Source organism: Bacillus sp. SIMBA_008 (genome assembly GCF_046535495.1).
GTDB lineage: Bacteria > Bacillota > Bacilli > Bacillales > Bacillaceae > Bacillus > Bacillus subtilis.
Genome location: NZ_JAWRWL010000810.1, coordinates 1 through 256, shown reverse-complemented (window position 1 = coordinate 256; position 256 = coordinate 1). Strand labels below are relative to the sequence as shown.

1 protein-coding gene is annotated in these 256 nt (G+C 35.2%); it reads left to right on the top strand.

All coding sequences use genetic code 11. The features are described from left to right. Positions 1-256: TSUP family transporter (locus SB658_RS25560; RefSeq protein WP_410603250.1), on the top strand; the 256-nt coding region annotated here is incomplete at both ends.

Genomic DNA, 256 nt, shown 5'->3' with positions numbered 1-256 from the left:
AAAATTGTAGGAAAGTTAATCCCGTTAACTGTTATAGGAGCGGTCGCAGGCGCTTTAGTAGTAAAGTTTATTCCGCCAGATATTTTACGTCCGTTAGTGCTTGTGATGTTGGTGTTTATTGCCATTTATATTATTGCAAAAAAGGATTGGGGAAGTGTATCTACCTATAAGAAGATGACGAAAAGAAAAACATTAATATTTTTCTTCGTTATTTTAATGATAGGGTTTTACGATGGATTTTTTGGACCAGGGACAG